We start from the raw sequence: 26,980 nt of genomic DNA, 5'->3' as shown, positions 1-26,980 counted from the left end.
ATTTTCAACGCCGCAGACCGCCCGAGCCCAGGGTTGCGACGCGCGCGAGGACTGGTTCAGCGTTGCCTTTGGGCCCTCCCCCAGGCCGCGCGGCTCAGCGCGAATACAGCCAGGGCACGTCCAGCACGCGCTCGCCCAGCAGGCGGATGGAGGCGTCGCGCCCCATCCGCACCAGCCCGCGGGCATGAAAGATCTCGCCGTTGCGCATGGAGCGCGCCTGCACCCGCGCCACGCGCTGCCAGCGCGCCTGGGCGTAGCGGCGCAGGCGGGTGGGCACGTCCACTGCCGTCATGGCCAGCGACTGCGCCAACTCGGCCGCGTCCTCGATCGCCATGCCGGCGCCCTGCGCCATGTAGGGGCGCATGGGGTGGGCCGCATCGCCCAGCAGCGCCACGCGCCCGCGCGCCATCTCGGGCGCGCTGCCGACCGGGGCGCGCGCCGCCAGCACCCAGCGGCGCCAGGTCTGCGGATTGAGGCTGGCCGGCGCGGCGGCGTCCACCAGCTCGCGCAGCGGCGCGCAGATGACGCCCAGGCTGCCCAGCATGTGCGCCAACTCGCCCGACGGCACGGCGTCGTCGTCGTGCGCGGCCGGCACCCGGGGGGCGGCATGGCGCACGATGGCCACCACGTTCAGGGCCGCGCCGGCGCGCACCGGGTAATGCACCAGATGCAGGTCGGTGCCCATCCACACCGTGACCTCGTTGGCGTGCCAGGCGGTGGGCAGCGCGTCCATGCGCAGCATGGCGCGGTACGCCAGGTCGCCCACCGGCTGCGGCGGGCCGTCGGCCAGCAGTTGCTGGCGCACGGCACTCAGCAGGCCGTCGGCGCCCAGCAACGCATCACCCTCCACCTCGCCGGTGCCGCCCGTGCGCACGCGCACGGCGGCGCCGTCGTCCTGAAAGTGGGTCAGGGTCTGGCCCAGGCGGATCTGCACCTCGCCCGCCGTCTGGGCCAGGGCGTGCAGCAGGGCATGCAGGTCGGCGCGGTGCACCGTGACATAGGGTGCACCATAGCGCTGCAGCGCACGCTCGCCCAGCGGCAGTTCGCCCAGCTCGGCGCCCGATTCGGCGTTGCGCACCACCAGGCGCCGCGGGTAGGCCGCCACCGCGCGCAGGGCGTCTTGCTGGCCCCAGGCGTGCAGGATGCGCGTGACGTTGGGGCCCAGCTGCAGCCCGGCGCCCACCTCGGTGAACACCGGCGTGCGCTCGAACACCCGCACCTGCCAGCCGGCGCGCGCCACGGCACAGGCGGCGGCCATGGCGCCGATGCCGCCACCGGCCACCAGCAGTTGCGGTGCTGCGTTCAAGACCCGCTCCCTCCCGCGCCGGACCCAGGCCGGGCCTTACGCCAGCAACTGCTCCAGCACGTAGGGCAGGATGCCGCCGGCGCGGAAGTAGTCGACCTCGATCGGGGTGTCGATGCGCAGCGTCAGCTTGGCTTCCTGGCGCGAGCCGTCGGCGCGCTGGATGCGCAGGCGCGCCTCGCCCTGGGGCTTGAGCTCGGCCGGCAGCTCGATGTCGACCACCTCGTCGCCCTTCAGGCCCAGGCTGTCCCACGACTCGCCGCTCTTGAACTGCAGCGGCAGCACGCCCATGCCGACCAGGTTGCTGCGGTGGATGCGCTCGAAGCTGCGCGCCACCACGGCCTTGATGCCCAGCAGCTGGGTGCCCTTGGCGGCCCAGTCGCGGCTGGAGCCGGTGCCGTATTCCTCGCCGGCGAAGATCACGGTCGGCGTGCCGGCGTTCATGTAGTCCATGGCGGCGTCGAAGATGTACTTCTTCTGGCCCGAGGGCTGGGCCAGCGTCAGGCCGCCCTCCTCGCGGCTGCCGTCCGCCTTGGGCGGGATCATCAGGTTCTTGATGCGCACGTTGGCGAAGGTGCCGCGCATCATCACCTCGTGCTGGCCGCGGCGCGAGCCGTAGCTGTTGAAGTCCTGCTTTTGCACGCCGTGCGCCTGCAGCCACTGGCCGGCGGGCGAGCTGTCCTTGATGCGGCCGGCCGGCGAGATGTGGTCGGTCGTCACCGAATCGCCGAACAGCGCCATGATGCGCGCGCCGCGCACCGAGAAGCGCTCGCCCGCACCGGTCGCGCCGGCGTCGGTCTTGCCCTTGTTGCGCGTGAAGTCCTCGAAAAACGGCGGCTCGGCGATGTAGGTGCTGGTCGGCCAATCGTAGACCTGCCCCGTCACGCCCGGGATGGCCTGCCACAGCTTGCCTGGCTCGGTGGCGATCTTGGCGTAGTTCTCGCGGAAGGCCTTGCCCTTCATGGCGTACTTCAGCAGCTTCTGCACCTCGGAGCTGGTGGGCCAGATGTCGCCCAGGTACACGTCCCTGCCGCGCTTGCCCTTGCCCACGGGCTGGGTCATCAGGTCGACGCGCACGCTGCCGGCAATGGCGTAGGCCACCACCAGCGGCGGGCTCATCAAAAAGTTGGCCTTCAGGTTGGGGTGGATGCGCGCCTCGAAGTTGCGGTTGCCCGACAGCACGGATGCGCACACCAGTTCGTGGTCCAGGATAGCCTGGTTGATCTCGGGCGCCAGGTCGCCCGCGTTGCCGATGCAGGTGGTGCAGCCGTAGGCAGCGACGTCGAAGCCCAGCTTTTCCAGATAGGGCAGCAGGCCGGTTTCGGTCAGGTACTCGGTGACGATGCGCGAGCCCGGCGCCAGCGAGGTCTTGATGTGGCGCGACACCTTCAACCCCGCCTCCACCGCCTTCTTGGCCAGCAGGCCGGCGGCCAGCATCACGCTGGGGTTGCTGGTGTTGGTGCAGCTGGTGATGGCGGCGATCAGCACATCGCCGTTGCCGATGGAGTAGTCGTGGTCGCGGTTGTGCATCGCGTGCATCTGCCCGACCGGCTTGTTGTAGGCCATTTCGGCCACGTTGCGCGCGCCGTTGGCCACCGCATCGGTTTCGACGGCGTCCGGCCCCGCATCACCGGCGTGCAGCTGCACCCGCTCGTCCAGCGCCTGCGCCGGCCGGCTGAAGCCGCCCTGCTCCATCGGCGTGGTGAACAGCGCCTGGAAGCGCTCGGCCGCGCGGCCCAGCTCGATGCGATCCTGCGGGCGGCGCGGGCCGGCGATGCTGGGCGTGACGTCGCCCAGGTCCAGCGTGATGACCTGCGAGTAGTCGACGTCGCCCGCGCGCGCGGCGCCGAACAACCCCTGGGCGCGGAAGTAGGCCTCGAACACCTCGCGCTCGGCCTTGGTGCGGCCCGTGCCCTCGAAGTATTCGATGGTGCGCTCGTCGACCGGAAACAGCCCCATGGTGGCGCCGTACTCGGGCGACATGTTGCCGATGGTGGCGCGGTCGGGCACCGACAGGGACGCCGTGCCTTCGCCGAAGTATTCGACGAACTTGCCCACCACCTTGTGCTGGCGCAGGATCTCGGTCACCGTCAGCACCAGGTCGGTGGCGGTGCAGCCCTCGCGCAGCTGGCCCTTGAGCTCGAAGCCCACCACGTCCGGCGTCAAGAAGTACATCGGCTGGCCCAGCATGGCGGCCTCGGCCTCGATGCCGCCCACGCCCCAGCCCACCACGCCCACGCCGTTGATCATGGTGGTGTGGCTGTCGGTGCCCACCAGCGAGTCGGGGTAGTACAGGCCATCCTGGGTCTTGTGCACGCCCTTGGTCAGGTATTCCAGGTTGACCTGGTGGCAGATGCCGAAGCCGGGCGGCACCACGCGGAAGGTGTCGAAGGCCTGCATGCCCCACTTCATGAACTGGTAGCGCTCGTGGTTGCGCTGAAACTCCAGCTTCATGTTCTGCTGCAACGCGTTCTTGACGCCGTAGTAGTCCACCATCACCGAGTGGTCGACCACCAGGTCGACCGGCACCAGCGGCTCGACCTTGGCCGGGTCCTTGCCCACCTGGCGCGCCGCCGCGCGCATGGCGGCCAGGTCCACCAGCAGCGGCACGCCGGTGAAGTCCTGCAGCAGCACGCGCGCCACGGTAAAGGGGATTTCTTCGGTGCGTGCGGCGTTCGGCTGCCAGTTGGCCAACTGCTCGACGTGCTCGCGCGTGATCTTCTTGCCGTCGCAGTGGCGCAGCACCGACTCCAGCACGATGCGGATCGAATGCGGCAGCCGCTTGACGTTGGGAAACTCGCGCGCCAGCGCCGGCAGCGAGTAGAACTGCCCGGTCTTGCCGGAGGCGGTCTTGAAAGTCTTGCGGGTGTTGGCAAAAGCGCGGGCCGAGCGGGACGTCGCCATGGGGTTCTCCTTTTCCTTCGTCGATCGCAGTGGGTTTTGGGGCATTGTGCGCCGATTGTGGCAGCCTTGGCGGCCGCCCGCGCGGATCACCCCGCGCCATGCCGCTACAAGCAAAATGGGCTTTCAGCCCGCACCCACCCTTCGCCACCAGCTACCGATTGTGCAGCGTTGAAGAAGCCGGCCGATGCCACCAAGGCCCCGGCGGCACGCCGCGGGCGCGACGAAACCGGCGAAAATGCCGCCCCATGAAAGCCCCCGAACTGCTGCTGCCCGCGGGCAGCCTGGACAAGATGCGCGCCGCCTACGACTTCGGCGCCGATGCCGTGTACGCCGGCCAGCCGCGCTACTCCCTGCGCGCGCGCAACAACGAATTTCGCCTGGAGCAGCTGCAGCAAGGCATTGCCGAGGCGCACGCGCGCGGCAAGAAGTTCTTCGTCACCAGCAACCTGCTGGCCCACAACGACAAGCTGCGCACCTACCTGCGCGACCTGCAGCCGGTGATCGAGCTGGCGCCCGACGCGCTGATCATGGCCGACGCGGGCCTGATCATGCAGGTGCGCGAGAAGTGGCCGCACATCCCGATCCACCTGTCGGTGCAGGCCAACACCACCAACTGGGCGGCGGTGAAGTTCTGGCAGCGCGTGGGCGTGGCACGCATCATCCTCTCGCGCGAGCTGAGCCTGGCCGAGGTGGAGCAGATCCGCAACGAATGCCCCGACATGGAGCTGGAGGTGTTCGTGCACGGGGCCCTCTGCATCGCCTATTCGGGCCGCTGCCTGCTGTCGGGCTACTTCAACCGGCGCGACCCCAACCAGGGCACCTGCACCAACGCCTGCCGCTGGAACTACAAGACGCAGGACGCCGACGTCGACCCCAACACCGGCGAGGCGCTGGCGCGCGGCGAGCAGTTGCAGGGCTTCTCGTTCGGCGCCGAGCAGGAGCGCGCCGACGAGGCCGGCACCGCCCGGCCGGCACGCCACCCCGCGGCCGACAAGGTCTACCTGATCGAGGAAGAAGGCCGCCCCGGCCAGCTGATGCCGATCATGGAAGACGAGCACGGCACCTACATCATGAACAGCAAGGATTTGCGCGCGGTCGAGCTGGTGGAGAAGCTGGCCCGGATCGGCGTCGATTCGCTCAAGATCGAGGGCCGCACCAAGAGCCAGTACTACGTGGCACGCACCGCGCAGGTGTACCGCCGCGCCATCGACGACGCGGTGGCCGGCCGCCCCTTCGACCCGCACCTGATCACCGAGCTGGAAGGCCTCGCCAACCGCGGCTACACCAGCGGCTTTCTGGAGCGGCGCCCGGCTCAGAACTACCAAAACTACGAAACCGGCCACTCGGTGGCCACGCGCAGCCAGTTCGTGGGCGAGGTCAAGGCCGTGACCGGCGGCTGGGCCGAGGTCGAGACCAAGAACCGCTTTGCCGTCGGCGACTGGATCGAGATCATCCACCCCGCGGGCAACCGCACCGTGCAGCTCACGACCATGAAAAACGCCGAGGGCCAGGCCATCCAGGTCGCGCCGGGCAACCCGCTGCATGTGTGGATTCCGGTCGAAGGCCCGGCCGAGCACGCGCTGATCGCGCGCCTGCAGGCGCCGCCGGGCGTGCCCGCCTGAGGCTGCTCAAGACTTCCAGGTCAGGGCCAGCCCGATCACCGGCAGCGCCATGCACACGGTGGCCAGCCAGCCCAGCCAGCGCACGCGCCGGCCGATGACGTGCTCGCCCATCACGTCGGGGCGGCTGGCCAGGCGCATCAGCACGGCCATGATGGGCACGGCCACCACGCCGTTGATGACGGCCGACCAGAACAGCTCCTCGATGGCGGTGGTGGGCGTGAAGCACAGGATCACCCCGCCCACGGTGGACGCCGCGATCACGCTGTAGAAACCCCGTCCCTCGCCCCGGCGCAGCGTTTGCGACAGGCTGCCGTGCCAGCCCGCGGCGCCCGCCACCGCGTAGGCGGCCGAGCCCGCCAGCACCGGCACCGCCAGCATGCCGGTGCCGATGATGCCCAGGCCGAACACCAGAAAGGCGAAGTCGCCCGCCACCGGCCGCAGCGCCTCGGCCGCCTGGGCGGCGGTCTCGACGTCGCGCACGCCGGCGGCGTACAGCGTGGCGGCCGTGCCCAGGATGATGCAGAACGCCACCACCTCCGAGAAGCCCATGCCGATCACCGTGTCGGTGCGGATGCGCCGCAGGTGAAAGCGCACCTCCTCGGCGCTGTGCACGCCGGGCTTCTTGTCTTCCACCTCCTGACTGGCCTGCCAGAAGAACAGGTAGGGGCTGATGGTGGTGCCCAGCACCGCCACCACGGTCAGGAACACCTGGTGATCCATCGACAGTTGTGGCCACACCACAGCCCGCGCCACCGCCAGCCAGTCGATGTGCAAGGTGAGCACCACCGCCACGTAGGCGAACAGCGACAGCGTGAGCCACTTGAGCCAGCGCACGTAGCGCTCGTAGGGCAAGAACACCTGCAGCACCAGGCACAGCAGCCCGAAGGTGACCGCATAGATGTGCGCCGAGCCGCCCACCAGCAGGCGCAGCGCCTCGCCCATGGCGGCGATGTCGGCCGACAGGTTGAGCGTGTTGGCCATCACCAGCAGGCCCACGCACACGTGCACCACCCAGCGCGGGTAGGCGTCGCGCATGTTCTCCGACAGGCCGCGCCCGGTGACGTAGCCGATGCGCGCGCTCACCATCTGGATGGCCACCATCAGCGGCAGCGCCAGCACCACCGTCCACAGCATGTTCAGCCCGTACTGCGCGCCGGCCTGCGAATAGGTGGCGATGCCACTGGGGTCGTCGTCCGCCGCGCCGGTGATCAGGCCCGGGCCGAGCTGGCGCAGGCCGCGTTGCACGCGATCGAGGGATTCGGGCTTGGCAGCGGTCATGATGGGACGCGAGTATCCGCGAGTCCTTGGGCGCCGCCCGCCGCTTTTCGTACCCGTCTTGCGCCAAGCCACAAAAGCTTTACACTTTGAAGCAATTCATTCACCCGCCCGCCAACGCCATCCCCGCCGACCCCTGCACGCATGTCCCGGATCTGCCCCCAGTGCGGCGCTGAAAATCGCGACTCCGCCAAGTTCTGCCTCAAGTGCGCGCACCAGATGGTGCCCTTGAGCGCCGCGACCGAGCCCGCCGCCCTGGAAGCCCCCAAGCGCCGGCGCAAGCGTCGCCCCAAGGCCCAGCCCGAAGCGCCGCGCCGCCGGCGCATGCTGTTGGGCGCGGTGGTGGGGGTTGCCGTGCTGGCCGGGCTCCTCCTGGCGCTGGGGCCGTGGGGCACGCGCGCCGACGCCCCCGCGCCCGTCGCGCCGCCGCCCGCACTGGCCGCCGCGCAAGCCGCACCCCCTGCACCGACCGCGGAGCTGGTGCCCGCCCCCGAATCCGCCGCCCTGGCGCAGGCCGCTGCCGACCTGGAGCCGTTGCAGTCGCCAGCCGCCCAGCCCGCCGCCAGTGCCACCCCGGTGGCCGACGCGGCCCCCGCCGCCAAGCCCGCGGCGCGCCGGCGCCCGGCCAAGGCCAGCCCCGAGCCCGCGCCGCCACCGGCACCGGTGGTGGCCCAGCAAGCACCCGAGCCCCCGGCCCCGGTGCCGGTGCTGGCCCCGCGCCCCGCCCCGCCGCGCGAGCTGTGCGCGGACAAGAGCTTCGTCGCCAGGGGCTACTGCATGCAGACCGAGTGCAGCAAACCCGGCATGGGCAGCCACCCGCAGTGCGCGCGCATGCACGAGCAGCAGGACGCCATGCGGCGCGGCTCGGGCGAAGGCTGATCGCCCGCGCCGGCAGGCTCAGCGCGCCACGCCATCCATCCACGCGGCGCGGATCAGCCGCCCGCACTGCAGCGAATCGAAGCCGTGCCCCGCCGCGTCGGGGTTGTTCGGGTCGGCGATGCGGCTGCCGTCCTTGCGCGCCACGATGCCGTACCAGCTCTTGCTGGCGTCGATCCAGGGGTAAAAGCCGAAGGCCCCGGCGCTGCTGAAGGCGCCGTCGCCGTTGACCGGGTCGTCCTCCACCCAGTGGCCGATCGAGTAGTGATAGCTCTCGCTGGACGGCACCGGCGTGTTCAGCGCCTGCGCGCAGGTGGCGGGATTGGTGCACACCGCGTGCGTGCCCAGCGCCGCCTTCATCAGCAGCTGCCCCGACAGGATCTTGCGCAGGAAGACGGCGTAGTTGTCGGCGCTGGTGGCCACGCCGCCGGCCAGCTGCGGCTGGGTGTAGGTCAGCGCGATGTCGCTGCCCAGCTGCCCCTGCAGCGCCGCGGCCAGGCTCGCGTTGTCGGCCGGCCCCAGGCCGATCTGGCTGGCGTGCTTTTCCATGTGGCCGCCGCCGTACGAGAAATAGCCGTCGGTGCGGGGCGAATACACGCCGTTGTTCTGATAGGCCTCGCAGGCATCCACCGTCTGCCCCGGCAGGCAGCGCGAGAAGCTGGTGTAGCCGCTGCGAAAGGTGAGGAACTTGACGTCGCTGTCCGTCAGCTGCCCCTGGCGCCACTGCACCACGTAGGCGCCGTACAGCCACTTGGAGGCCGAGGCGATGGCCATCACCGTCGAGCCGGTGTAGACGGGCGCGCCGCCGGCTGCCGGCACCGAGCCCGAGGCCAAGCGCCCGTCCACGTCACCGACTTCCCAATAGAAGGGCTGGATCGGCGCGCAGGCGTTGGCACTGCCTTGCGCCGTGGCCGCTGCCGCGCTGCTGCGGGTGGCCAGGTCGGGGCCGGCGGGAGTTGGTGCGGGCGCCGGGGCCGGCGCGGGTGACGGCGCGGGCGCGGGCGGTGGCGCCGGCGTGTCGTCCGAGCCGCCGCCGCAGGCGCCCAGGCCCAGCGCCAGCAGCAACGCGCCGGCCGTGCACGCCGCCAAACGCCCGGCCGGCAACGGGCCAGGTCCCTCGTCGATCGTTCGCATGATGTGTCTCCTGATTGTTGTTTCCGTGCGGCACGTCCGCGCGTGCCAGAGCCGACGGTAGAGGGATGCCGTTTCCGGCCGATGAAGCGCGCGTGCCAATCGCAAGCAAACGTCACGCTTGCCGTCGCGCTCGCCCGGCGCTAGCCTTCGGGCCACCGGCCCCGCGCCACCTCAGGAGACTCCCCCATGTCGCCCTCCCTGCTGGCCCTGCTGGGCTTCATCGCCTGGACGCTGCTCTTGCTGGTGCTGATGGAGGTGCTGCGCACCCGCCTGGTAGTGACCGGCCGCGTGCCGGCCAACGGCTTCGATCCCGGCAACTCGCGGCTGTCGCCCTTCATGCAGCGGCTGGCGCGGGCGCACGCCAACTGCCTGGAGGGCTTGCCGATCTTCGGCGGGCTGTTGCTGCTGGCCGTGGTGGCGGGTCACGCCGCCGTCACCGACCCGCTCGCGCTGGCGCTGCTGGCGGCGCGGCTGGTGCAGTCGGTCATCCACCTGGTCTCGACCTCGGCGCGCGCCGTCAGCCTGCGCTTTACGGCCTTCGCGGTGCAGACGCTGATCGGCGTCTACTGGGTCATCCGCCTGTTGATGGCGTGAAGCGCAGGGTCTGCACCCCATCTGCCGTGCCCAGCAGGCAAACGCTGGCCCGCTGGTGCGCAAATACCCCCACCGTGACCACGCCAGGCCACTGGTTGACCGCGCTCTCGAAGCCCAGCGGGTCGGCGATCGCGAGGCCGCGCACGTCCAGAATGTGCTGACCGTTGTCGGTCACCAGGGGTGCGCCATCCTGCAGCCGCAGCGTGGCCTGCCCGCCCAGCGCGGCGAACTGCCGCACGATGCGCTGCGCCGCCATGGGGATCACCTCCACCGGCAGCGGAAAGTGCCCCAGCACCGGCACGCGCTTGCTGGCGTCGGCGATGCAGACGAAGCGCCTCGCCTGCGCCGCCACGATCTTCTCGCGCGTCAGCGCCGCGCCGCCGCCCTTGATCATGCAGCCCGCACCGTCGATCTCGTCGGCGCCGTCGATGTAGACCGCCAGCTCGCCCACCGCATTGCAGTCGAACACCGCGATGCCGTGCCGCGCCAGGCGCGCGGTGGACGCCTCGGACGAGGACACGGCGCCGGGGATGCGGTCCTTGATGCCGGCCAGCGCGTCGATGAAATGATTGACCGTGGAGCCCGTGCCCACGCCCACGATCTGGCCGGCCTCCACGTAGTCCAGCGCCGCGCGCCCCACCATGGCTTTCAATTCGTCCTGCGTCATTTGCGACAATTTCCTGTTTGATCCGACCAGCAAGAATTATCCGATGGCACTCGTTCCCTACGGCCTCGCGCGGCCCTTTCTGTTCAGCCTCGATCCCGAAACGGCGCACGAGCACACCATCGACATGCTGGCGCGCGGGGCCGGCACGCCCCTGCAATGGGCCTGGTGCAACGCGCGCGTTCACGATCCCGTCACGCTGGCCGGCCTGGCGCTGCCCAACCGCGTGGGCCTGGCCGCCGGGCTGGACAAGAACGCACGCGCCATCGACGGCCTGGCGGCCATGGGCTTCGGCTTTGTCGAAGTCGGCACCGTCACCCCGCTGGCGCAGCCCGGCAACCCGCGCCCGCGCATGTTCCGCCTGCCGGCGCGCGAGGCGCTGATCAACCGCATGGGCTTCAACAACGAGGGCCTGCAGGCCTTCGTGGCCAACGTCGAAAAGTCCCGGTTTCATAGCGACCCACGCAAGACTGGAGCGGGCCAGCGCATGATTCTTGGCCTGAACATCGGCAAGAACGCGGTGACACCGATCGAGCGCGCGACGGACGACTATTTGATCGGCCTGGCCGGCGTGTACCCGCACGCCAACTACGTGACGGTCAACATCTCCAGCCCCAACACCAAGAACCTGCGCGACCTGCAGAGCGACGCCGCGCTGGACGCCCTGCTGGCGGCCCTGAAGTCGCGCCAGGCCGAGCTGGCCGACGAGCACGCCCGGCGCGTGCCGCTGTTTCTGAAGATCGCACCCGACCTGGACGAGTCGCAGGTGCAGGCCATTGCCGACGCGCTGCAAAAGCACGCCATCGAAGGCGTGATCGCCACCAACACCACACTGGCGCGCGACGCCGTGCAAGGCCAGCCCCACGCCCAGGAGGCCGGCGGCCTGTCGGGCGCGCCGGTGCGCGAAGCCAGCAACCGCGTCATCCGCCAGCTGCGCGCCGCGTTGGGCCAGGGCTTTCCCATCATCGGCGTGGGCGGCATCCTGAGCGGGGCGGATGCGCTGGCCAAGATCGAGGCCGGGGCCGACGCGGTGCAGATCTACACCGGCCTGATCTACAAGGGGCCGGCGCTGGTGGCCGAGGTGGCGCAGGCGCTGCGGGCACACGCCAAGGCCTGAGCCGCCTACAAGCCCAGCGCATCGGCCAGCGCGTTCATGCGCCGGCTGACATCCGCATCCATGGCGATCGGGCGGCCCCATTCGCGCTGCGTTTCGCCGGGCCATTTGTTGGTCGCGTCCAGACCCATCTTGCCGCCCAGGCCCGCCACGGGCGAAGCGAAGTCGAGGTAGTCGATGGGGGTGTTCTCGATCAGCATCGTGTCGCGCACCGGGTCCATGCGCGTGCTCATGGCCCAGATGACCTCGGGCCAGGAGCGTGCGTCCACGTCCTCATCGACGACGACGATGAACTTGGTGTACAGAAACTGGCGCAGGTGGCTCCACACGCCCATCATCACGCGCCGGGCGTGGCCGGCGTAGGCCTTCTTGATGCGCACCACGGCCATGCGATAGCTGCAGGCCTCGGGCGGCAGGTAGAAGTCCAGGATCTCGGGGAAGGCGCGCTGCAGCAGCGGCACGAACAGCTCGTTGAGCGCCAGGCCCAGCATGGCCGGCTCGTCGGGCGGCTTGCCGGTGTAGGTGCTGTGGTAGATCGCGTCTTCGCGCTGCGTGATGCGTTCGACGGTGAACACGGGGAACTCGGCGCGTTCGTTGTAGTAGCCGGTGTGGTCGCCGTAGGGGCCCTCGAGCGCGTGCTGCCAGCCGCTGGCGTGGCTGGCGTCGGGGTGGATGTGGCCTTCGAGCACGATCTCGGCGCTGGCGGGCACCGACAGCGGCACGCTCAAAGCGGGCGCCACCTCGGTGCGCGCGCCGCGCAGCAGGCCGGCGAACTGGTATTCCGACAGCGTGTCGGGCACGGGCGTGACGGCGCCCAGAATGGTGGCCGGGTCGGCGCCAATGGCCACGGCCACGGGGTAGGGCTGGCCGGGGTGCAGCCGGCAGTGGTCGGCAAAGTCCAGCGCGCCGCCGCGGTGCGACAGCCAGCGCAGGATGAGCTGGTTCTTTGACAGCATCTGCTGGCGGTAGATGCCCAGGTTCTGGCGCTTCTTCAACGGCCCGCGCGTAATGGTCAGGCCCCAGGTGACGAGCGGCGCCACGTCGCCCGGCCAGCAGTGCTGGATGGGCAGGCGGGTCAGGTCGACGTCATCGCCCTCCCACACCACCTGCTGGCAGGGCGGGCGGCGCACCACGGCGGGGGCCATGCTCCACAACGTCTTGAGCAGATCGCGGCGGCCCCACAGGTCCTTCATGCCGCGCGGCGGCTCGGGCTCCTTGAGCTGCGCCAGCACCTCGCCGAAGGCGCGAACCTGGGCCAGCCCGGCCACGCCCAGCGCGCGTGCCACACGAGCGGGCGTGCCGAACAGATTCGCCAGCACCGGCATGGCATGGCCCGTGGGGTTCTCGAACAGCAGGGCCGGGCCGCCCGCGCGCAGCACGCGGTCGGCCAGCGCCGTCATTTCAAGGCGGGGCGATACGGGCTCGGCAATGCGGCGCAGTTCGCCCGCGGCCTCCAGCTGGGTCATGAAGTCGCGCAGGTCGCGGTACGGCATCTTGGTCAAATCTGGCTCTGGCGCCCGCCCATCAAGCGCGAGCAGCTATCAAATCAGGATTTTTGTGGCAAGCCCGGCCAGCGCGGCGCCAGGTCGTTGTCGAGGCCCAGCAGGTCCAGCGCGCGCGCCACGGCGTGCTGCACGATGTCATCTACCGTGCGCGGGCGCTGGTAGAACGCGGGCATGGGCGGGCAGACGATGGCGCCCATCTCGGTCACCGTGACCATGTTGCGCAGGTGCACCAGATGCAGGGGCGATTCACGCGCCAGCAGCACCAGGCGGCGGCGCTCCTTCAGCATCACGTCGGCGGCGCGCGTGAGCAGCGAATCCGACAGGCCGTGCGCGATGGCCGCCAGCGTGCGCATGGAGCACGGCGCCACCACCATGCCCTGTGCGCCGAACGAGCCGCTGGCGATGCTGGCGCCGATGGCGGCGTTGTCGTGCACCACGTGGGCCAGCGCCTCGACCTCGGGGCGCGCCAGCTCGGTCTCGTGCGCGATGTTCAGCCAGCCGGCGTCGGACACGACCAGGTGCGATTCGACGCCCGCCATGGCGCGCAGCGCCCGCAGCAGCGCCACGCCATAGACGGCGCCGCTGGCACCCGAGAGGCCGACGACGATGCGGCGCGGCGCCGTCATGGGCGCGCCCGGCGCGACGCCATGCCCGGCATGCGCGCCAGCACGGCGCGCGGGCTCCAATGCGCGGGGTCGAGCACGGGCAGCTCCAGCGCGTCGAGCGCGTTCTTCACCACCAGGCCCAGCTCGGTGTCGCCCTCCATCACCAGGCGGCGGTTGAAGAACAGGGTGTCCGGGTCCTGCCGGCGCTGGGCCAGCAGCAGGAAGTCCTGCGCGTTGGCGCTGATGGCAAGGTCCGGGTCAGCGTGCGGCGAGCTGGGCGCAAAACGCCGGCCGTTCCAGGTGAAGTCGAAGCCCAGGCGCGCGTCGCGCACGCGGATGGCCAGCTGCTTGCCCTGCAGCATGTCCTTCACGTCCTGCGGCAATTGCCGGGCCAGGGCCAAGTTGATCGCCGTCACCAGCAGCATGGAGCCGGGGTAGGCCGGCAGGCGCGCGAGCACGGCGCCCACGGGGCGCGGCAGGGTGAAGGGGTTCGGCAGAGAGGCGTTCATGGATGGGTCCTTGCGGTTCAGGCCAGCGCGGGCTCGATCAGGTCCAGCCCCGGCTTGCCGTGCCAGTAGCCGTTGCACGGCGCGTCGGGCATGAAGGGGCGCATGGCCTGCAGCGCCTCGGGCTCGGCCTGCCCCATGCGCCTGGCGCTGTCGAACGCGGCAATGACCTGCGCCATGTGCCGCGACTGCGGCGACAGGCGCAGGATCTCCACGCCCGCCGCGCGCAGCGAAGGGATGTCCTGGATCAGGTTGTGCACGCGCGCGGACTGGGTCTGGATGCCGTTGATGACCAGGAACGCTTCTTTCTCGCGCGTCTGCAGCAACTGGCCATCGGGGTGCTCGATGCAGCGAAAGCCGCAGTCGTCCTTCGGCAGGTTGTAGTGGCGCGCCGTGAAGCAGCGCGCCGAAAACGCCAGCGGCATGCGGCCGTAGGCGAAGACTTCGGTCTCCAGTCCTGCGGGCCGGTCCTGGAGCAGCAGGGCCAGGACCTTGTGCTGCATCTCCAGCGGCATGACCCAGCGGCGCGCGCCCAGGCCGGCCATCCAGGCCAGGGTATCAGCGTTGAAGACATTGAGCTGCGGCCCGGCGACGAACGCCCGCCTGCCAGCCAGCTTGTGCACGGCCCCCATGTCGTTCGCCTCGATGAGGAATTCCTCATCGCGCACGATCTTGTGCATGTCGGCCACGTCGGCGGTGGATTCGAGCAGCACCATGGTGGACATCACCGCTTCCTTGCCGGCGCCACGCAGCATGCGCGCGATGTCCAGCCAGTCGCTTTGCTTGAGCTCATGACGGCGTGAGCACACGGCCTCGCCCAGATAGACGATGTCGACCGGCGTTTCGGCCATGGCCTGGTAGAACTCGAAGACGGTGTCGCGGTGCCAGTAGTACTGCAGCGGGCCCAGGGCCAGTTTCATCATCTTGCTTTCCATCATTTCCACGGCCGGTGGTAGGCGCCCAGCGTGTGCTGCTGGCCCTCGGCGACCTGATCCAGGCTGGCCATCCAGGCGGTCTTGGGCGCGTACAGGTGGCCCTGGGCCATGCAGTGGTCTATGGCCTCGCGCCAGACCTGGGTGACCTGGGCCACGTAGGCGGGGCTGCGCTGGCGACCCTCGATCTTGAAGGCGCGCACGCCCATCTTCACCAGCTGCGGCAGCAGCTCCAGGGTGTTCAGGCTGGTGGGCTCCTCCAGCGCGTAGTAGTTGCTCTCGTCGCCGACGTCGAAGCGCCCCTTGCACAGCGTGGGGTAGCCGGCGTTCTCGCCCGTGCCATAGCGGTCGATGAGCACGCCGTTCAGGCGCGACTCGACGCCGGCGGGGGTCTCCTTCCAGCGCACGAACTTGGCCGGCGAGCACACGCCATGGGTGTTGGGCGACTCGCCCGTGGCGTAGGACGAGAGCGCGCAACGCCCCTCCACCATCACGCACAGGCTGCCAAAGCCGAAGACCTCGATCTCCACGCTGGTGCGCTGCGTGACCTGCTTGACCTGCTCCAGCGACAGCACGCGCGGCAGCACGGCGCGCTGGATGTTGAACTGCTGCTGGTACAGGTTGATGGCGTCGGCATTCGTGGCCGAGCCCTGCACCGACAGATGCAGGCGCAAGTCCGGGTGCTTGTCCGCGGCATGGCGCATCAGCCCCGGGTCGGCCAGGATCACGGCATCCACGCCCCAGGCGCTGGCGCGATCCAGGGCGCTGCGCCAGGGCGCGGGGTTGCTGGCCTGCGGGTAGGTGTTGAGCGCCATCAGCACCTTGCGCCCGCGCCCGTGGGCGTAGGCGATGCCGTTCTGGATCGCGGTTTCGTCGAAGTTCAGGCCCGCGAAGTTGCGCGCATTGGTGGCGTCGCGCAGGCCCAGGTAGACGCAGTCGGCGCCATGGTCGATGGCGGCCTTGAGCGCCGGCAGGCTGCCGGCGGGGCAGACCAGCTCGGGGGCGGTGCGGGTGGCGGATGCGGGCGGGCTGGCGGATGCGGTCACGATGGTGTGGGTCGAAGAGGAAAGCCCGGCTACCTTAGGCAGCCTGCAAAGACCTTGATCTGACTTCGATCAACGGACCGCGCAATGACCCCTGCCCTACCGCATTCCGCCGCGGCGCGGAAACCATCGAGACACCGCCCAAGCGCCCCGAACACTCTGTCGGCGCTGCCGCCGACCGGCGCCATCGGCTCAATGCATACCGACTTGTCCGGCCGCCGCCGAGGCCTGCCAGCCACCGCCCAGCGCCTTGTACAGCGCCACGCGGTTGTCCAGCTCGGCCTGGTGCAAGCGCACCACCTCGAGCTGGGCGGCATAGAGGTTGCGCTGGGCGTCCAGTTCCTCCAGATAGGACGCATAGCCGGCCTCGTAGCGGTCGCGGGCGTAGCCCAGGCTTTGCTGCAGCACGTCGCGCCGCTGGGTGGCGTGCACCGTCTGGGCCGCCAGGCGGGCGGTGCCGGTGAGGGCGTTTTCGACGTCGGCAAAGGCGTTCAGCACGGCGCCGCGGTAGGCGTAGGCGGCCTGGTCGCGCTGGGCGGTGGCGGCGTCGACCTGGGCCTCCAGGCGGCCGGAATTGAACAGCGGGGCCAGCAGGCTGCCGCCCAGGCTCCAGACGGTCAGCGGGTTGTAGTGCAAGGCGTTGATGACCAGGCTGCCAGCGCTGGCGCTCAGGTTGACCTGCGGCAAAAAGGCGGCGCGCTGGGCGGCCAGGGCGTGGTCGCTGGCCGCCAGCAGGTAGCCGGCACGCGCGATGTCGGGCCGGCGCTCCAGCAGCTGCGAGGGCAGGCTGGCGGGCACGGCGGGCAAGGGCAAATCCTGCAGACGATGAGCCGGGGGCGCCGCCAGGTTCTCGTGGCCGCCGGCCTGGCCGAGCAGCAGGTTCAGCGTCGCCCTTTGCTTGTCGATCTGCCATTGCAACTGCTGCACCTGCTGCTGCACGTTGTCGTATTCGGCCTGGGCCTGGGTCTGCTGCAGCAGCGAGATGTAGCCCACGCGCACCTGGTCGCGCGCCAGTTGCAGCGCCTGCTCGCGCGAGCGCACCGTGGCCTGGCTGATGGCCAGCTGCTCCTGCAGCGCACGCAGGCCCACGTAGGCTTGCACCGTGGTGGCGGCCACGCTCAGCTGCACGGCGGCGCGGTCGGCATCACTGGCCTGCACGCGGGCGGCGGCGGCCTGGCTTTGCTGGGACAGGCGGCCCCACAGATCCAGCTCCCAACTGGCTTGCAGGCCGGGCTGCAGCGAGCGGGTTTGCGAGGGTCCGAAGGGGCCCAGGCTGCGCCCGACCTGCGCGCCCAGCGCGGCGTTGACGCTGGGGCCGCGCGCGGCATCGGTCACCGCCAGGCTGGCCTGGGCCTCACGCACGCGCGCCAGGGCGGTCAGCACGTCGGTGTTGTTGGCCAGGGCTTGCGCCACCAGGTCGTCGAGTTGGGTGTCCCCCAACTGGGTCCACCAATCCGCTGCGATCGGCGTGCCGGCCTGCGCGTCGGCCGCGCGCGCGGCCGGCACGCTCCACTGCGCGGGCAGCTGCACCTGCGCGTTGTCCGGCACCGCGCGGGGCAAGGGGGCGCAGGCGGCCAGCAGGGCGCCGGCGATGGCCATGACCAGTGGCAGCCGCCGTGCCCGGCGCATCGACGCCGCGGCGGCATGGGCCAAAACTCGGGGCGTCATGGTTTCGATCCTTCGTCGGCCGTGTCCACATGCGCGATGACGGACATGCCGGGGCGCAGGCGCGCGGCCAGGGTCTGGCCGGGGTCGATGGCGATCTTCACCGCCAGGCGCTGCACCACCTTGGTGAAGTTGCCGGTGGCGTTGTCGGCCTTGAGCACCGCGAATTCCGACCCGGTGGCGGGCGCGATCTCCAGCACCTTGCCGCTGAGCCGGGCCCCTTCCAGGGCATCGACGGTGAAGCTGGCCGGCTCGCCGATGCGCACATGGGCGGTTTGCGTTTCCTTGAAGTTGGCCACCACCCACAGCTGCGGCGGCACCACGTACATCAGCTGGCTGCCCGCCGCCACGTACTGGCCCTTGCGCACCGTCACCTCGCTGGCCTGGCCGTCGCTGGGGGCGTGCACCGTGGTGTTGTCCAGGTTGATGCGCGCCAGGCGCACCTGGGCCTCGGCCATCTGCACGGCGGCGTCCAGCGCGCCGCGGTTGACCGACGTGGCCTTGATGGCTTCGTTGCCGATGGAAATGTCGGCCTGGGCCTTTTCGACATTGGTTGCCGCCAGGCGGGCGGTGGCACGCACCTTGTCGCGCTCGTTGAGCGACACCGAGCCGCGCTGGGCCAGCTCTTCCACCCGGTGCAGCTCGGCCTGGGCGCGCGCCGATTCGGCCTTGGCCGCCGCCAGGCTGGCCTGCCGGGCCTGCAGCGTGGCGTGGTTCTGGGCCTGGGTCTGGGCCGAATTGGCCCGTTGCGCCCTGGCGTTGGCCAGTTGGGCCTCGGCCTGGGCCAGGTTGGCCTCGTAGATGCGCGGGTCGATCTTGACCAGGGGCTGGCCGGCGCTGACCCGTTCGTAGTCCTTGACCAGCACCTGCGTGACATAGCCGTTGACCTGCGGCGCCAGCACGGTGACCTGGCCGCGCACGTAGGCGTTGTCGGTCGAGATGTCGCCGGTTTGAAACGGCCCCACCTGCCAGGCACGCAGCACCAGCGTGATGCCCACCAGGCCCACGGCGGTCATCAGCAGCGCGCTGCGCAGGCTGGGGCGCACCTTCTTGGGCGTGGGCGAGGGGCCGGGCGCGGGCGCGGCCGGAGCGGCGGCGGGAGGCGCTGCCGCGGTGGAGGGAGTGGGTGTGGCGCTCATGGGGGTCGTCAAAAGGAATCGATCGGAAGACGCATCAGGGGGTGGCCAGGCTGCCGGCGCCGCGGGGCGGCGGCGCATCGGGCGGCGCGGCCGGGGCCTCATCGGCCGTGGCGGCGTCATCGCGCGGTGGGCCGGCGATGTCGTCGGCGGGCATGGCCGCATCGGCGCCGCCCTCCTGCGCCGCCTGCACCAGGTTGTGGCCGGTGCGCGCGGCCTCGAGGGCGGCGGCCCGGCGCGCCTGGCCCACCAGCAGCAGCGCCCAGGCCAGGTGCGCCAGGGCCACCAGCGCCACCAGGTGAAAGACGTCGTTGTAGGCCAGCACGTTGGCCTCGCGTCGCACGATTTGCGACAGCTGCGCCGCCCCTTGCGCGGCGCGCAGGGCGGGGTCGGTGATGGTGCTGGCCAGGGCCTGCTGCTGCAATTGCAGGCGCTGCGCCACCATGGGGTCGGCCGGATTGATTTGCTGCACCAGCGCCACGGAGTGGGCTTGTTCGCGTTCGATCTGGTAGGTGCCCAGCAGGGCCGAGCCCAACAGCCCGCCGAAGGCCTGGGTCATGGACAGGGTCAGGATGGCCGTGATCATGTGGTTGGGGCCGTTCTTCAGGCCCTGCCGCACGCCGGTCAGCATCAGCGGCCCCATGAAGACGCCCGAACCCATGGCCAGCAGGAACTGGCTGAGCTCGAAGTCGGCCGGCCGATCCAGGCTGGTGCGGCCAAAGTCCATGAAGGCCGCCGCGCCCAGCAGCACGATGGCGGCCACCAGTTGCTTGCGCAGGTTTTCCATGCCGAAGGTCGCGGCCGACAGCACGATGCCCGCCAGCGTGCCGGCAAAGATCACCACGAACAGCGGCTGCATCTGGTCGGGCGTCATGCCCAGGGTGCGCAGCATGCCGACCACGCCATAGCTCTGCTCGGTGGTCAAGAACCGCAGCACGATGGCGCCGATCACGAAGCGGATGGTGGCGCTTTCGGTGAACCAGCGGGTTTGAAACAGCGGGTTGGCGCGGTGGTGCTCCAGGTACAGACCGGCAAACAGCAGCACGATGGCGCCGACCAGCATCCAGGCCAGCTCGGGGGCGTTGAACCACCAGCGCGTGGTGCCCTGCACCAGCACGGCCACCAGCAGGCCGACACCGGGGACCAGCAGCGCCATGGTCAAAAAGTCGAGCTTCTCGAACGCCTTGACGTGCACGCCGGTGGGCAGCTTGAGCAGCACCACGGCGGCAAAGGACATCAAGGCCAGCCCGGCTTCCAGAAAGTACAGGTTGTGCCACTGGCCGTGGTTGAGCAGGCTGGGCGACAGCAGCCAGGCCAGCGGCGCGGCCAGTTGGGTGACGCCCACGCCCAGCACCAGCATCTTGAGCACGTAAGGGCGCGGCATGCCCTGCAGCATGTACAGCGTGCCCAGCGAGGTGCAGGCCGCCGCGGCCAGTCCGCTGGCGGCGCGCAGCCACAACAGGCTGTGCGCGCTGCCCACCACCAGGTGCAGCAGGCACAGCGTGGCGTAGATGCCCAGGCTGATTTCGCTGAACAGCCGCATGCCGAACTGCTGCCTGAACTTGTAGATCAGGATGTTGGCGGTCATGTTGAAGAGCACGTAGGCACCCGACAGCCACGCCGCTTCGCTGGGGGTCAGGCCCAGTTGCCCCTGTATCGTGGGCATGTTGACGGTGAACAGCGCGTTGCCCATGCCGCCGGTGATGCCCACCAGCACGGCCACCAGCACATAGCAGGCCCGCTCCCACGGGGCGTGGTAGGGCATGGCGGGCGAGCCGGGCAGGGCCGGTTTCTCGTGCTCCTCCCAGTCGGGCGGGCGCTTCAGGTAGACGGGTTCGGCCATGCGCGGGGGCTCAGTCGGCGCGAAGCTTCGTGCCTGTGTCTGCGTCCGCTTCCGTTTCGGGCCGCAGGCCGCGGCGCACGATGTCCAGCGCCTGGCGCACCAGGCGACGGCGCTCGGCGTCGGTCGGGCCGCGCAGCGCGGCACCCAACATGCCGGACAGCAGCGACAGGTCGCGAATCTGCACATCGGGGCGCACCAGGCCATGGGCCTGGGCACGCGCCAGGGTGGGCGCGAACGCATCCCGGATCTGCTGGCGCGCGGGGGCGAAGCGCGGGTCCTTCAGGCTGGTGATGCGCCAGTAGTCGGACACGGCCGGCGAGCGCACGATGCGCTCGGCCTGGTATTCCAGCAGCGCAAAAAAGGCATCGGGGCGGTCTTTCAGGCTTTGCGCCCGGTCTTGGGTGCGCTGCGCCGAGCGCTCCAGCAGCGCCAGCAGGATGGCGTGGCGGTCGGGAAACTGGCGGTACAGGGTGGCGCGGCCCACGCCGGCGTGCTGCACCACCAACTCCAGCGGGGCGTTCACACCGTGGGTGGTGAACACCGCGTCGGCGGCGTCCAGCAACTGCGCGCGGCGCGTGGCCGGGTCCGAGCGCTTGGTGGTCGATGAAGGCATGACGGCGAATTATCGGACAAAATTGTCCGGTCTGCTGGCGCCGCCGCCTGGCTGGGCCGCGCCGGGCGCCAGCACTCGCGATTTTTCAGAACCGAATGGGGACCCAGCCGTGGTCAAGCCGCCAGAGGATCGCCGCCCTGCCCCAGTTCGGCCGCGACCTGCCGGGCCAGCGCCAGGCAGCTGGTCAGCCCCGGCGACTCGATGCCCAGCAGGTTGACCAGGCCGGGCACGCCGTGCTGGCGTGGCCCCTGGATGACGAAATCGGCCGCGCGCTCGCCCGGCCCGGTCAGCTTGGGGCGGATGCCGGCGTAACCCGCCTGCAGCGCGCCATCGGGCAGGCCCGGCCAGTAGCGGCGCACCTCGTCGTAGAAGGCGTCGGCGCGCGCGGCATCGACGCGGTAGTCGTCGGGCGAATCCTGCCACTGCACGTCGGGGCCGAACTTGGCCTGGCTGCCCAGGTCCAGCGTGAGGTGCACGCCCAGACTGGGCGAATCGCGCTCGACCACCGGGTAGATCAGGTGCGTGAAGGGCGCGCGGCCCGCCAGGCTGAAGTAGTTGCCCTTGGCCCAGCGCGTAGGCAGCGGCGGGCGGTGGCGCGGCGCCAGGCCCTGCGTGCGGTGCGCCAGCGCGATGGCGCCCAGGCCGGCGGCGTTGACGACCTGGCGCGCTTGCAGCTCCAGTTCATCGCCCTCCTGGCTGGCCGTTGAAACCCCTATTTTGATAGCTGCTCGCGCTTGTCCAGACTGCGCTGCAAGCCAATTTGCCTTGGAATGAACGGCCAGCACGCCACCCGCGTTCTCCACCTCGCCCAGCAGCGACAGCATCAGGCCGTGGCTGTCGACGATGCCGGTCGAGGGCGATAGCAGGGCGGCGTCGCAGTTCAGCGCCGGCTCCAGCGCCAGCGCCTCGTCGCGCGTCAGCCACTGCAGGTCGCCCACGCCGTTGGCGACGGCGCGCTGCTGGATGGCGCGCAACTCGTCGATCTGGCCGGCGCCGCTGGCCACGATCAGCTTGCCGCAGCGGCGGTGGCCGATGCCGCGCTCGGCGCAGTAGTCGTACAGCAGTTGCCGGCCCGGCACGCACAGCCGGCTTTTGAGCGAGCCCGGCGGGTAGTAGATGCCGGCGTGGATCACCTCGCTGTTGCGCGAGCTGGTCTGGGTGCCGAAGGTCTCGCACGCCTCCAGCACCAGCACCTCACGCCCGGTCAGGGCCAGCGCGCGCGCCACGGCCAGGCCGACCACGCCGGCGCCGATGACCACGGTGTCGACCCGCTCTGCGCTCACGACTCGAAGCCCTGCAGCACCTGCGCGGCGTTGTGCCCCAGTTCGGCCGCGGCGTAGCCGCCTTCGAGGATGAAGGCCGTGGGCAGGCCGGCTTGCGCCAGGCGCTGGCCCAGGCGCGTGAAGTCGTCCGCCTGCAGCTGGAAGGTGCTGATCGGGTCGCCGGCGAAGGTGTCGAGGCCCAGCGAAACCACCAGCGCATCGGCGCCGTGGCGCGCGATGCGCGCCAGCGCGTGCTCCAGCGCGTCGAACCACACGGCCGCCGTGCTGCCGGCGGGCAGCGGCAGGTTCAGGTTGAAGCCCTGCCCCGCGCCCGCGCCGGTCTCGTCGGCGTGGCCCAGGTAGAACGGATACTCGGTGCGCGGGTCGCCGTGGATGCTGGCGAACAGCACGTCGGCGCGCTCATAAAAAATGGCCTGCGTGCCGTTGCCGTGGTGATAGTCCACGTCCAGCAGGGCCACACGCGCCGCGCCGCCGTTGCGCAGCGCCTGCGCCGCGACGGCGGCGTTGTTGATGAAGCAATAGCCGCCCATGAAGTCCGGCCCCGCGTGGTGGCCCGGCGGGCGCGTGGCGCAGAACACCGCGCGCTCGCCCGCCAGCAGCGCCTGCGCCGCGCTGGCCGCCGCATCGGCCGCGGCCTTGGCAGCGCTCCAGGTGCCGGCCGCCATGGGGCTGCCGTTGTCCATCGAATAAAGGCCCAGCCGCGCCACGAAGTTGGCCGGCTCGACGTCGCTGCGCAAGGTGCGCACCGGCCACACGCTGGGAAAGGGCTGCAACTGGGCGTTGGCCGCATCCAGCGCCAGCCACTCGTCCCACGCGCCGCGCAAAAAATCGAGGTAGCGCGGCGCGTGCACCTGCGCCAGCAGCGGCGCGCTGTCCACCGTGGGCGGGCGCAGCGCGTGGCCGTGGGCGCGCAGGGCGTCTTCGACAAAGCGGGCGCGCGTGGGGTTCTCCAGGCAGGGCACGCGCTGGCCACGGAAAAACTCATCGGCGGGCGCGTGCAGCGCCTGCTCGGGTGTGACGAAGGTCAGCATGGGATCAGGAACGAAGGCGCTCGGCGTCAACCGAGCGCCCGCATCCAGGTCGAAAAGGTTTCGATGGCCGCCGCCCGCGGATGGCGCGCGATGGAGACGAGGTAGTACCCATAGCCCGGCAGCGAAAGCGGATGCGCCCGCACGAGCAGCCCGCGTCGCAGCTCATGGCCGACAACCACGTCGCTGCAGATGGCCACGCCCTGGCCGTCGAGCACGGCGTCGATCGCGTGCAGTTCCTCGCGAAAGCTCAGATCCCAGGCCTTCGCCAAACGGCTGAAGCTGGGATCGATCGAGCGCGCGAGTGCCAGCCACAGCTGCCAGGTGGGCGCGTCCGGGTCGCGGCTCATCCAGTCGTAGTGAATCCAGGGCAGCCGCACAAGATCGGCCGCCCGCGTGATCGGGCCATGGCGCTCCAGCAACTGCGGGCTGCAGACGGGAACATAGGCGTCGCGGAACACCTCGCGCGCCACGAGGTCGAGCGGCGGCTTGCGCGCATAGCGGATCGCGACATCGGCGGCGCCCGCCCGCAGGTCGAGCACCGCGTCGGTGCCGATGATTTCCAGCGGCACCGCGGGATGCTGGGCGCGCCATTTCGGCAGTTGCGGCACCAGCCATTTGCTGGCGAAGGCACTCGGGCTGGTCACGCGCAGCGGCGCCTGCTGCGCTTGGCCCTCGCTCAGCAGCGCCACGGCCGAAGCCAGCATGTCGAAACCGTCGCGCAGGGCCGGATAAAGGCGCGCCCCGGCGCTCGTCAACACCAGCGGGCGCGGACGACGCTGAAAAAGTTCGACGCCGCAGGCCGATTCCAGCTGCCGAATCTGATGGCTGATGGCCGTCGGCGTGACGCAAAGCTCCTGCGCCGCCGCGCCGAAACTGTGGTGTCGGGCGGCGGCTTCGAAGGCATGAAGGGCACGAAGAGGCGGCAGCTTCCTCATGGCACCAGTGTAGGTGAGGTTTTCTCATCCAGCACCTGAAATCTATGAATTTGCAATCGCCTGGCGCCCGGTGGAATGATGGCACACCCCTCACACCGCCTGGAGCAAACCACATGCAACGGCAACCAGCACTTGACGAACCGGCGGGCCTCAGGCGCGCCGAATCCGTGGCCGATCGGCCCCTGCGGCTCAAGGGCAGCCTGATCCTCGAGGGCGACGCCGCTTACGACAGCGCGCGCAAGGTGTGGAACGGCGCCGTCGACAAGCGGCCGGCCATGATCGCCTATTGCGCGGACGTCTCGGACGTGGTGGCGGCGGTGACGTTCGCCCGTGCCCGCGCCCTCCCGGTGGCCGTGCGCAGCGGCGGGCACAACATCGCCGGTCTGTCGGTGTGCGACGGCGGCCTGGTCATCGACCTGTCGCGCATGAAAGGCATCGAGGTCGACCCGGTGCGCCGGATCGCGCGCGCCCAGGCCGGTCTGGATCTGGGCGAATTCGACCGCGCGACCCAGGCGCACGGCCTGGCGACCACCATGGGCGTCAACAGCGACACCGGCATCGCCGGGCTCACGCTCGGCGGCGGCTTCGGCAAGCTCGGGCGCAAGTTCGGGCTGAGCTGCGACAACCTGCTGGCGGCCGAGGTGGTGACGGCCGACGGCCAGGTGCTGCGGGCCAGCGCGACCGAACACCCCGACCTGTTCTGGGGCCTGAAAGGCGGCGGCGGCAATTTCGGCATCGTCACCCGCTTCGAATACCAGCTGCACGCGATCGGCACCTCGCTGCTCGTCGCGTCGGTGCTGCATCCGTATGCGCAAGCGCGCGCGGCGATGCGCTTCTACGACGAATTCGCGCGCTCCGCCGCCGATGACATCGCGGTCGATGCCGGCCTCGTCACCCTGCCCTCGGGTGAGCGCTTCTTCAGCGTCTCCGCCTGCCACGTCGGCCCGCAGCCCGAGGGCGAGCGCGCCCTCGAGCCCCTGCTCAAGTTCGGCTCGCCCGCCGAGGCGAGCCTGGCCGTTGTCCCCTACATCGAACTCCAGTCGGGCGGCGACGCCCTGTTTCCACGCGGGCGCCGCTACTACTGGAAGGCGCAGTTCCTGCGCCAGATCGGCGCCGACGCCATCGAGGCGCTGCTCGACGCCTATGCGATCGCGCCCGCCGGCGCCACCACCCTGCTGGCTTTCCAGCACGTCGGCGGCGCCATTGCACGGGTGCCGGTGCAGGATTCGCCCTACGCCAACCGCGACGCCGCCTTCGACTGCTTTCCGATCGCGATCTGGGACGACCCGGCCGACGACGAAGCCAACAGGCGGTGGGCGCGCCAGCTGTGGAGCGCCGCCAGGCCTTATTCGACCGGCGGCGTCTACGCCAACAACCTTGGCGACGAGGGCGAGGATCGCGTCCGCGATGCCTACGGCCAGAACTACGCCCGCCTGGCGGCGCTCAAGAAGACATACGACCCGAGCAACTTCTTCCGTCTCAATCAAAACGTCAAGCCCGCGGCCTGAGGCCGGCGCGGCGGCGTTCGTTGTTCAGGACTCGCCCGTGCGCAGCACGGTGGCCTTGGGTGCAAAACCATGATCCAGCGGCCCCACGCCCTGCCCCGTGCGCACCGTCGCGCCGGCCGCCAGCGCCTGGCGCACGTAGTGCCGCGCGGCCTGCACGGCGGCGGGCAAGTCCAAGCCCAGCGCCAGCTGCGCGGCGATCGCCGAGGACAGCGTGCAGCCGGCGCCGTGCAGGTTGTGGGTGGCGATGCGCGCGTCCGTCATGCGCAGCGGCGGCTGGCCGGCGATGGCCAGCACGTCCTGCACGGCGTCGCCCGGCAGGTGGCCGCCCTTGAGCAGCACGGCGCGCGCGCCCAGCGCGATCAGTGCCTGCGCCGCCCCCTCCAGTTCGGCCGCGCGGGTGACGGGCCGGCCCAGCAGCAGCGCGGCCTCGTCCAGGTTGGGCGTGATGAGCGCAGCGCGGGCGAACAGCTCGCGCACCACGGCCTGCACCGCGGCGGGCTCGATCAGTGGCGCGCCGGTGGCCGAGACCATCACCGGGTCGAGCACCACCGGGGCCATCGCGTGGCGGTCGATGGCGGCGGCCACGGTGTGCACGATGTCGCTCGCGTGCAGCATGCCGATCTTGACCGCGTGCGCGCCGATGTCGCCCATCACCGCGTCGATCTGCGCCGCCAGGAAGTCGGCCGGCGCGGCATGGATGGCCGTCACGCCCCGGGTGTTTTGCGCCGTCAGTGCGGTGATGGCGCTCATGCCGTAGCAGCCCAGCGCGGCAAAGGTCTTCAGGTCGGCCTGGATGCCGGCGCCGCCGCCCGAGTCGCTGCCGGCGATGGTGAGCACGCGAACGTATTGCTGCGTCATGGTTTTCATGGATGAAATGGGCTCAAGCCCG

The 26,980-nt window shown here is 70.5% G+C and carries 23 protein-coding genes and 1 pseudogene; 6 read left to right on the top strand and 18 right to left on the bottom strand.

Features of this window, described 5'->3' with window-relative positions:
- Positions 1-94: 94 nt before the first annotated feature.
- Both ACWHMB_RS09150 and acnA read right to left on the bottom strand, forming a co-directional pair.
- A complete protein-coding gene (locus ACWHMB_RS09150; protein ID WP_377479587.1) occupies positions 95-1,306 on the bottom strand; it encodes an FAD-dependent monooxygenase in 1,212 nt (403 codons plus the stop codon).
- A gap of 36 nt (positions 1,307-1,342) precedes the next feature.
- Positions 1,343-4,207 carry an aconitate hydratase AcnA gene (gene acnA, locus ACWHMB_RS09145; protein ID WP_377479590.1) on the bottom strand — a complete coding sequence of 955 codons (2,865 nt, stop codon included), beginning with the start codon at positions 4,205-4,207 and terminating at the stop codon, positions 1,343-1,345.
- Positions 4,208-4,452: 245 nt separating this feature from the next.
- On the opposite strand from acnA, the gene trhP reads away from it, so the two are divergent.
- Positions 4,453-5,829 carry a prephenate-dependent tRNA uridine(34) hydroxylase TrhP gene (trhP, locus tag ACWHMB_RS09140; protein ID WP_377479593.1) on the top strand — a complete coding sequence of 459 codons (1,377 nt, stop codon included), beginning with the start codon at positions 4,453-4,455 and terminating at the stop codon, positions 5,827-5,829.
- 6 nt (positions 5,830-5,835) lie between these two features.
- Here trhP and ACWHMB_RS09135 read toward each other — a convergent pair whose 3' ends face one another.
- Entirely contained in the window at positions 5,836-7,107 is a 1,272-nt protein-coding gene (locus ACWHMB_RS09135; protein WP_377479596.1) for an Nramp family divalent metal transporter, read from the bottom strand.
- 141 nt (positions 7,108-7,248) lie between these two features.
- On the opposite strand from ACWHMB_RS09135, the pseudogene ACWHMB_RS09130 reads away from it, so the two are divergent.
- Positions 7,249-7,317 (top strand): annotated as a pseudogene (locus ACWHMB_RS09130) (zinc-ribbon domain-containing protein); the annotation flags it as partial.
- Between the two features lie 15 nt (positions 7,318-7,332).
- Entirely contained in the window at positions 7,333-7,983 is a 651-nt protein-coding gene (locus tag ACWHMB_RS09125) for a hypothetical protein (RefSeq protein WP_377480829.1), read from the top strand.
- 18 nt (positions 7,984-8,001) lie between these two features.
- On the opposite strand, the gene ACWHMB_RS09120 is transcribed toward ACWHMB_RS09125, so the two are convergent.
- Positions 8,002-9,114, bottom strand: a complete 1,113-nt coding sequence (locus tag ACWHMB_RS09120; protein WP_377479598.1) for a hypothetical protein — start codon at positions 9,112-9,114, stop codon at positions 8,002-8,004.
- Positions 9,115-9,300: 186 nt separating this feature from the next.
- Between ACWHMB_RS09120 and ACWHMB_RS09115 the strand changes: the two genes are divergently transcribed.
- Complete coding sequence (locus tag ACWHMB_RS09115; protein WP_377479601.1) at positions 9,301-9,708, top strand: MAPEG family protein; 408 nt, start codon at positions 9,301-9,303, stop codon at positions 9,706-9,708.
- Here the strand turns inward: ACWHMB_RS09115 and rpiA are convergent.
- Positions 9,686-10,375 carry a ribose-5-phosphate isomerase RpiA gene (gene rpiA, locus ACWHMB_RS09110; protein ID WP_377479605.1) on the bottom strand — a complete coding sequence of 230 codons (690 nt, stop codon included), beginning with the start codon at positions 10,373-10,375 and terminating at the stop codon, positions 9,686-9,688. The genes ACWHMB_RS09115 and rpiA overlap by 23 nt on opposite strands.
- 43 nt (positions 10,376-10,418) lie before the next feature.
- Here rpiA and ACWHMB_RS09105 point away from each other — a divergent pair, with 43 nt between their 5' ends.
- Positions 10,419-11,489 carry a quinone-dependent dihydroorotate dehydrogenase gene (locus ACWHMB_RS09105; protein WP_447648512.1) on the top strand — a complete coding sequence of 357 codons (1,071 nt, stop codon included), beginning with the start codon at positions 10,419-10,421 and terminating at the stop codon, positions 11,487-11,489.
- 5 nt (positions 11,490-11,494) lie between these two features.
- On the opposite strand, the gene ubiD is transcribed toward ACWHMB_RS09105, so the two are convergent.
- The 12 genes from ubiD to ACWHMB_RS09045 form a co-directional block, all read right to left on the bottom strand.
- Positions 11,495-12,979, bottom strand: a complete 1,485-nt coding sequence (gene ubiD, locus ACWHMB_RS09100; RefSeq protein WP_377479611.1) for a 4-hydroxy-3-polyprenylbenzoate decarboxylase — start codon at positions 12,977-12,979, stop codon at positions 11,495-11,497.
- Between the two features lie 53 nt (positions 12,980-13,032).
- On the bottom strand, positions 13,033-13,617 hold the full coding sequence (locus ACWHMB_RS09095) for a UbiX family flavin prenyltransferase (protein WP_377479614.1): 585 nt from the start codon (positions 13,615-13,617) through the stop codon (positions 13,033-13,035).
- Positions 13,614-14,105, bottom strand: coding sequence for a ubiquinone anaerobic biosynthesis accessory factor UbiT (gene ubiT, locus ACWHMB_RS09090; protein WP_377479617.1), 492 nt, complete (start codon positions 14,103-14,105; stop codon positions 13,614-13,616). The genes ACWHMB_RS09095 and ubiT overlap by 4 nt, the downstream gene beginning before the upstream one ends.
- Positions 14,106-14,122: 17 nt before the next feature.
- On the bottom strand, positions 14,123-15,022 hold the full coding sequence (locus tag ACWHMB_RS09085) for a U32 family peptidase (protein ID WP_377480761.1): 900 nt from the start codon (positions 15,020-15,022) through the stop codon (positions 14,123-14,125).
- Between the two features lie 14 nt (positions 15,023-15,036).
- On the bottom strand, positions 15,037-16,080 hold the full coding sequence (gene ubiU / locus ACWHMB_RS09080) for a ubiquinone anaerobic biosynthesis protein UbiU (protein ID WP_377479620.1): 1,044 nt from the start codon (positions 16,078-16,080) through the stop codon (positions 15,037-15,039).
- Positions 16,081-16,269: 189 nt separating this feature from the next.
- Positions 16,270-17,745: an efflux transporter outer membrane subunit gene (locus tag ACWHMB_RS09075; RefSeq protein WP_377479623.1), complete on the bottom strand. Its 1,476-nt coding sequence runs from the start codon at positions 17,743-17,745 to the stop codon at positions 16,270-16,272.
- Entirely contained in the window at positions 17,742-18,881 is a 1,140-nt protein-coding gene (locus ACWHMB_RS09070; RefSeq protein ID WP_377479627.1) for an HlyD family secretion protein, read from the bottom strand. The genes ACWHMB_RS09075 and ACWHMB_RS09070 overlap by 4 nt, the downstream gene beginning before the upstream one ends.
- Positions 18,882-18,915: 34 nt before the next feature.
- The gene (locus ACWHMB_RS09065) at positions 18,916-20,721 is read right to left on the bottom strand and encodes an MFS transporter (protein WP_377479630.1); all 1,806 of its coding nucleotides are present in this window, start codon (positions 20,719-20,721) and stop codon (positions 18,916-18,918) included.
- A gap of 10 nt (positions 20,722-20,731) precedes the next feature.
- Positions 20,732-21,334, bottom strand: coding sequence for a TetR/AcrR family transcriptional regulator (locus ACWHMB_RS09060; RefSeq protein ID WP_377479633.1), 603 nt, complete (start codon positions 21,332-21,334; stop codon positions 20,732-20,734).
- A 113-nt stretch (positions 21,335-21,447) separates the two neighbouring features.
- Positions 21,448-22,617, bottom strand: coding sequence for an NAD(P)/FAD-dependent oxidoreductase (locus ACWHMB_RS09055; protein ID WP_377479635.1), 1,170 nt, complete (start codon positions 22,615-22,617; stop codon positions 21,448-21,450).
- Positions 22,614-23,648, bottom strand: coding sequence for a histone deacetylase family protein (locus tag ACWHMB_RS09050; RefSeq protein ID WP_377479638.1), 1,035 nt, complete (start codon positions 23,646-23,648; stop codon positions 22,614-22,616). Before ACWHMB_RS09050 ends, ACWHMB_RS09055 begins: the two co-directional genes overlap by 4 nt.
- A gap of 26 nt (positions 23,649-23,674) precedes the next feature.
- Positions 23,675-24,583, bottom strand: coding sequence for a LysR substrate-binding domain-containing protein (locus ACWHMB_RS09045; protein ID WP_377479641.1), 909 nt, complete (start codon positions 24,581-24,583; stop codon positions 23,675-23,677).
- A 113-nt stretch (positions 24,584-24,696) separates the two neighbouring features.
- Between ACWHMB_RS09045 and ACWHMB_RS09040 the strand changes: the two genes are divergently transcribed.
- Positions 24,697-26,091, top strand: a complete 1,395-nt coding sequence (locus ACWHMB_RS09040) for an FAD-binding oxidoreductase (protein WP_377479644.1) — start codon at positions 24,697-24,699, stop codon at positions 26,089-26,091.
- Between the two features lie 24 nt (positions 26,092-26,115).
- Here the strand turns inward: ACWHMB_RS09040 and thiD are convergent, their stop codons facing one another.
- Complete coding sequence (gene thiD, locus ACWHMB_RS09035) at positions 26,116-26,958, bottom strand: bifunctional hydroxymethylpyrimidine kinase/phosphomethylpyrimidine kinase (RefSeq protein WP_377479647.1); 843 nt, start codon at positions 26,956-26,958, stop codon at positions 26,116-26,118.
- Between the last annotated feature and the right edge of the window lie 22 nt (positions 26,959-26,980).

It is taken from the genome of Ottowia pentelensis, from assembly GCF_964341695.1.
The sequence above is the reverse complement of the archived record's forward strand: the minus strand, read 5'-3'. Positions and strand labels throughout refer to the sequence as shown.